Below are 462 nucleotides of genomic sequence, written 5' to 3'. Positions count from 1 at the left end.
TCTGGATTGTTATAAGGGACAGGTTACACACCGGCCAAGATCGCCAGCGGCGAAGCCCCGCAGGACACGCGCATTCGCGCCGGTGGCATGGTCGAGGCCGGTTCGCTGCAACGTTCCGGCGATTCCCTGGACGTGAAATTCAATGTCACCGATTTCAACAAGACCGTGACCATCAGCTACCGCGGCATCCTTCCCGATCTGTTCCGTGAAGGGCAGGGGATCGTGGCGTTGGGCAAGCTCAATGCCGAGGGCGTGGTGGTAGCCGACGAAGTGCTGGCCAAGCACGATGAAAAATACATGCCGCCGGAAGTGACCAAGGCCTTGAAAGACAGTGGCATGTCGGCACCTACTCCTGCGAAAGAGGGCTAACTGATGACTGCTGGACTCTATAGCGCCGGGTTGTACATCCCGGAACTGGGCCACCTGGCCATGATCCTGGCGCTGTGTTTTGCCCTGGTTCAG

General features: G+C 58.9%; 1 pseudogene. It reads left to right on the top strand.

The features are described 5' to 3' along the window. Window positions 1–36: 36 nt before the first annotated feature. A pseudogene (gene ccmE, locus JMF97_RS32480) lies at window positions 37–369 on the top strand (cytochrome c maturation protein CcmE); the annotation flags it as partial. Window positions 370–462 lie beyond the last annotated feature (93 nt).

Origin of the sequence: Micromonospora fiedleri, assembly GCF_016774385.1 — a bacterium.
GTDB classification, from domain to species: Bacteria; Actinomycetota; Actinomycetes; order Mycobacteriales; family Micromonosporaceae; genus Micromonospora; species Micromonospora gifhornensis.
The sequence above is the reverse complement of the archived record's forward strand: the minus strand, read 5'-3'. Positions and strand labels throughout refer to the sequence as shown.